The 5,274-nt window shown below is 31.5% G+C and carries 6 protein-coding genes; 1 reads left to right on the forward strand and 5 read right to left on the reverse strand.

Translation table 11 applies throughout. From position 1 onward, the window contains the following. Positions 1-218: acetyl-CoA C-acyltransferase (locus KKC53_03400; GenBank protein ID MBU2598210.1), on the reverse strand; the 218-nt coding region annotated here is incomplete at its 3' end. A gap of 168 nt (positions 219-386) precedes the next feature. Further along, entirely contained in the window at positions 387-788 is a 402-nt protein-coding gene (locus tag KKC53_03405) for a PadR family transcriptional regulator (GenBank protein MBU2598211.1), read from the reverse strand. A gap of 340 nt (positions 789-1,128) precedes the next feature. On the opposite strand from KKC53_03405, the gene KKC53_03410 reads away from it, so the two are divergent. After that, complete coding sequence (locus KKC53_03410) at positions 1,129-1,686, forward strand: hypothetical protein (protein MBU2598212.1); 558 nt, start codon at positions 1,129-1,131, stop codon at positions 1,684-1,686. Here the strand turns inward: KKC53_03410 and KKC53_03415 are convergent, their stop codons facing one another. The 3 genes from KKC53_03415 to KKC53_03425 form a co-directional block, all read right to left on the reverse strand. Further along, positions 1,687-2,868 carry a D-alanine--D-alanine ligase gene (locus tag KKC53_03415; protein MBU2598213.1) on the reverse strand — a complete coding sequence of 394 codons (1,182 nt, stop codon included), beginning with the start codon at positions 2,866-2,868 and terminating at the stop codon, positions 1,687-1,689. Positions 2,869-2,902: 34 nt separating this feature from the next. Further along, the gene (locus tag KKC53_03420; GenBank protein MBU2598214.1) at positions 2,903-4,048 is read right to left on the reverse strand and encodes a glycerate kinase; all 1,146 of its coding nucleotides are present in this window, start codon (positions 4,046-4,048) and stop codon (positions 2,903-2,905) included. Positions 4,049-4,399: 351 nt separating this feature from the next. Next, positions 4,400-5,274 (reverse strand): hypothetical protein (locus KKC53_03425; protein MBU2598215.1); only part of this gene is annotated, 875 nt, incomplete at its 5' end.

Consider the following 5,274-nt stretch of genomic DNA (forward strand, 5'->3'; position numbering starts at 1 on the left):
GCTTTCAGTGCAGCTACTCTTCCAACATTTGGTTCATCACTCCTTTGTAATACACAACCCAAGATAACATCATCTATTTCCTCACCCTTAACACTGGACCTATCCATTGCCTTCTTTATAACAACCTTTGCTAAATCAGCAGGTAAAACATCCTTTAATGTTCCTCCAAAATATCCAATTGCAGTTCTTACTGCACTTGTAATTACAACATATCTCAAACCAAACTCCTTTTTAATTAAATATTTTTATTAATCGTTTGTTACTCATCTTTAGCAAATTTTTATAGTTAATTTTTAAGTAAGGCTAAAGCCTTGCCTTACATACCTATTATCATATTTCTCCCTTATTGATAAAAATTTTATTATCTTTTAAAAAATAATATGGCTTTAACTGTAGATTTCTTTTCTTAATATCTTCACAGCTTTCTCGAGCTTTTCCATCCAGGGTTTTTGTGCTTCTTTTATATCATTATATTTTTTAAAGCCCTCTTTAGTTAAATAGTAATATTTTTTATATGGTCTTTTAGGTTTATCCCACTTACCTCTTACAAAATTTAATTCCTCCATTCTTTTAAGAAGCGGATAAATTGTATTAGGATTTACTGTCATAATATTTCCGCTCATCTCTTTAATCTTTGATATCAGCTTATTACCATACTGAGTTTCATTAGAAATTAAATGAAGTATAAGAAGGGGGAATATGTTCTTAGATTTGACTTCTCCTAAGAAGATGTCTTTAACAGTACATTCAAACTCTTTAAAAGATTTTTCGTTCTTTTTTCTTGGCATAGAGTTATTTAAACCTTTAAAAATTTAGTTAAGTTTTTTATTATGTAAGCTTAATAAAAATAAATTTTTAAAATAAATACATAAAAATATTATTAAAAATAATAAAGTTTGTCAACTAATTGTTATGAAAAATAATTCAACTATTAGTATTATTTAGTATCATTAATAGTATAATTTTCATAATTTATACAGGATTCCTTGTACTTATTTCATATAAAGTTTTTAGGTTTATAAAAAACATCTGATATATTATACAAGATAATGGATGCAGCGTTGACTTTAAAAGAAATTAACGATAAGTTAGAATACTATTTTATATATTAAAAAGGAAGGCAGTCTCATGAAAAATTACAAAATTTATTTAGTTCTCTTCTCTATAATCCTACTTTTGCTATTTATGATATCATGTCAAAAAGAAACTGTAATTACTCCAGGTGAGACTGGGGAAACACCAGAAGAAACCAAAGTAGTAGGAGAAGAAAAAAAAGAGGAAACAGGACCAGAAAGACCATCTATTGATTATTCAAAAGAAACACATGATATTGAATATGAGGGTTATATTCCAACATTTCTTTGTGCTGGGGATGAAAACTATATAAAAATCACTCTTAAAAACAGTAGTTCTTTTACCTGGCCAAGTACTGGAAAATTCCCGGTAAGGCTTGGATACCACTGGTTTCCAAAAGGAAATCAACCAGAGCCAGAGTGGGATGATGGGGGCAGGACTGTATTGCCAAATGATGTTGCTCCAGGTGAATTAGTAACAGTAGTAGTTAAAGTAAAAGCTCCTGATGCTATAGGCTGGTATATTCTTCAGATAGAAGCTGTTCAAGAAGGTGTAACATGGTTTCAAAAAGTAATTGAGGGATCGACCTATGTTGATAAATGCAACATTTAATTAATATTTGACAGGATTTTCTAATGCTAAAGTGATTAATCTATCTAAAAGTTCTGTAAAACTAATTCCTGCTGCTTTTGCTTCTTTTGGATAAAGTGAAGCATTTGTTAGACCAGGAATTGTATTTACCTCAGAAACATATACATCTTTACCACTTATAAACATGTCCACTCTTGAAAACCCAATACATCCTAATGCATTGTGAGCTTTTAAAGCATATTTTTGAACTTTTTTAGTCATCTCTTTAGATATTCTGGCTGGACATATTTCATCACACTCTGATGGAGTATATTTTGCAGTATAATCAAAAAATTCTCTCTTTGGCACTATCTCTATTGGTGGAAGAGCAATTGGATTTACATTTCCTAATATTCCACAAGCAACCTCTATGCCCTTAATATATTTTTCAACCAGAACTATGGGATCATACTCAAAAGCAAGTTCTATAGCTTCTTCAAGGTTTTTTTCTTCTTTAACAATAGTTACGCCAACGCTTGAGCCCTGACCAACTGGCTTTGTAACTGCTGGAAATCCTATTTCATCTTTAATTCTACTAATTTGCTTTTTTCTATTTTCCTGCCAATTTTTTAAAATAATATCTATATATTTAGATACTAAAATTCCAGCTTGAGTAAAAAGTCTCTTACTTAATAATTTATTCATTCCTAAAGCACTTGCCATCACACCTGATCCAGTATATGGAATATCTAATAAATCAAGAAGCGCTTGTAACTTTCCATCTTCGCCTTGAGGACCGTGAAGAGCAATAAAGACTACATCTACTGCTAATTTAAAGTCTTTAATTATTTTTTTATCCTTATCCTTTAAGATAAGTATTGGATTTGCTTTCTCAGATAATTTGAATTCACTGTTTAAGTATTTATCCTTAATTCTCTCACTTTCTTTTACATCAACCTCTTCTTTTAAAAAAGGTACTGTTGAAATTTCATTCTGATCTTTATCTAATTTCTGGTTCTTAATTAATTTCTGTTCTTTTAAGGGTAATTGTTTCTTTGGATCTGGAAGAGCTATCCATCTTCCTTTCATATCAATTTCTACAGGAATTATCTTATATTTGTTCATATCCAAATGCTCTATAACACTTGCTCCCGTACTGAGAGAAACTTCTCTTTCTGCTGAAGTTCCTCCCATAAGAATTGCAACTTTTGTCTTTTCTTTCATACTACAATTCCTTAATAAAAAAATATTTTTAAATTTAGCTATATTTTACTTTGGCAGTGATGAATAATCTTATTACTTCCTCAGCAGCTTTTTCTAAAAATAATGATGCATTCTTTAAGGACTTGTTTAGACTAATTGGTCTAGGGATGATTGAGAATATTGCATCAACCCCACTCTCATGTAATTTTGACCTGTCATCAGCCACAGAACCAGAAATAATAACAACTGGGATTTTTAATTCTTTAGCTACACTAATAACACCAGTTGGAGCTTTACCCATTAAGGTCTGGGCATCAGTTGAACCCTCACCTGTAATTGCTAAATCAACATTTTCCATTCTTTTTCTTAAATTTATAGTATCTATAACTATATTTATTCCAGGTCTAAGTTTTGCGTCTAAAAATGCAACAAGACCAGCCCCAAGTCCTCCAGCTGCTCCAGCTCCTTTTAAATTTTCAATATCTTTTCCTAAATCTTTTTTTATCACTTTTGTAAAATTTTTTAAACCTTCATCTAATCTTTTTACCTCATCAGGTTTCGCCCCCTTTTGTGGACTATAAACATAAGCAGCACCTTTTAATCCGGTAAGAGGATTATCTACATCACATGCAATCTCAAAGATAGTGTTAACTACTCTTGGATCTCTATTTTTAATATCAATTCTAAATAGCTTCTCTAATTGAACTCCACCAAACCCTAACTCTTTTCCCTTTTTATCATAAAATTTTATCCCAAGGGACTGTGCCATACCCATTCCGCCATCAGTAGTCGAGCTCCCTCCTATACCAACTATCACTTTCTCAACACCAGAATCCAAAGCGCTTTTTATCATATCCCCTGTGCCATATGTTGTTGTATATAGTGGATTTCTTTTACTCTCAGGAACAAGCCACAACCCAGAGGCAGCTGCCATCTCAACAACAGCTGTTTTATTATCTCCTAATATTCCATATTTAGCACTTATCTTTTCTCCCAATGGTCCTGTAGCATCACAAATAACATGTCTACCAGATGTTGCAGCCACTAATGCATCTACTGTTCCTTCTCCACCATCTGCTATCGGGCATAGAACTGTCTCGATATTTTTATTAACTTTTTTTATGCCCTTCTCGATGGATTTTGCTGCTTCTATAGAAGAGAGACTTTCTCTAAATTTATCTGGAGCTATTAATATCTTCATTCAAATTAACCTATATAAACTAATTTATATTTAAGACTCTTCTCTAAAAAGCGTAGTAAATATTATTTATTTTAAATTATTTTTTTTAAAATTTACACTATTCTCCAAAAAATGTAATCAATATTATTTTTTTTAAATTATTTATTTAAAAAATTTAAGCTTTTCTCTAAAAAGTATAGTTATCTAAAAATGTAGTCCTCTCCCCTCGTGAAAGGAGTAAGAAGATCTTCTCTTATTACTCCCCTCCCCTCGTGGGAGGGGATTTTAGGGGAGGGGGAAATATTTAAATTATTAAATTTACACCCTCTCCCTATCCCTCTCCCATCAAGGGAGAGGGAATCTATCTTAATATCAATACCTCAAAATTGCTGCAATTCCTCCAAATTTGTCAATAAATTCTGTTTCTGAAACAAAATCTAAATCAATATCATGTTCTATTGCTTTATTTACAACTTCATCTACAATATCTTTTACCTCACTCATTTCAACTTTACACATTGGGCAAACTTTTGAACCTCCACTTCCTAAATAATCACAATTGTTACAAATCCATCCCGACTCCTGAAATTTGTGATGAATAATTAATTTATCAATTTGTCCTCTTTGTAAAGCTAAAAGAACTTGATAAAGCCTAACAGCTACCTTTTCTCTTCCCAATCTCTCTAGTTGTTTTATTAATCTTCTATCAGCCTTCATTTCACTTTCAATCTCTTCTTTAAGTGACTTCTCGATAATCTTAAAATCATTGTCATGAGCGTCAAATTGAAATGTAGCCGAAACAATATCTTTTAGATGATTTGGAAGAAGTTTTAAAAATGGTTTCACATTTTTCTCAGTTCCAGCAATTATTATTCTTTTAATATCTTTATCCATGCTATTTTTTACCATATCAGCTACATCCTTATAATGTTTTTTAATATACTCTCCCCTTCTTCTTTCAGCTCTTGATTTCTCTAAATCCTTCCAGCCAGCTTTTCTGGTCCTTACCGGGATTTTATCCTCTTTGCAAATCCCTTCCACAACATCAGTTCTATCTATCACATATATGCAAGAATAATCAATTTGAAGAATAACCAAGATATACTTTCCATAATCATCTAATGTTTTAGCTAATGGTTTTAAATAAGGGGTATTCTTTAAGTAAAACAGGTTGGTTATTGGAAAAGGAACCTGGTACAATTTAAATATATCCTCTCCTCCGCTTACAAAGAATGCTAAGCTTCTCA

The sequence above is a fragment of the Actinomycetota bacterium genome (assembly GCA_018830725.1).
GTDB lineage: Bacteria > Actinomycetota > Humimicrobiia > JAHJRV01 > JAHJRV01 > JAHJRV01.

What these genes read in the sequence shown, in the direction of transcription:
- KKC53_03405 (MBU2598211.1), bottom strand. Translation starts at nt 788, where the DNA reads ATGCCAAGAAAAAAGAACGAAAAATCTTTTAAAGAGTTTGAATGTACT.
- KKC53_03415 (MBU2598213.1), bottom strand. Translation starts at nt 2,868, where the DNA reads ATGAAAGAAAAGACAAAAGTTGCAATTCTTATGGGAGGAACTTCAGCA.
- KKC53_03410 (MBU2598212.1), top strand. Translation starts at nt 1,129, where the DNA reads ATGAAAAATTACAAAATTTATTTAGTTCTCTTCTCTATAATCCTACTT.
- KKC53_03420 (MBU2598214.1), bottom strand. Translation starts at nt 4,048, where the DNA reads ATGAAGATATTAATAGCTCCAGATAAATTTAGAGAAAGTCTCTCTTCT.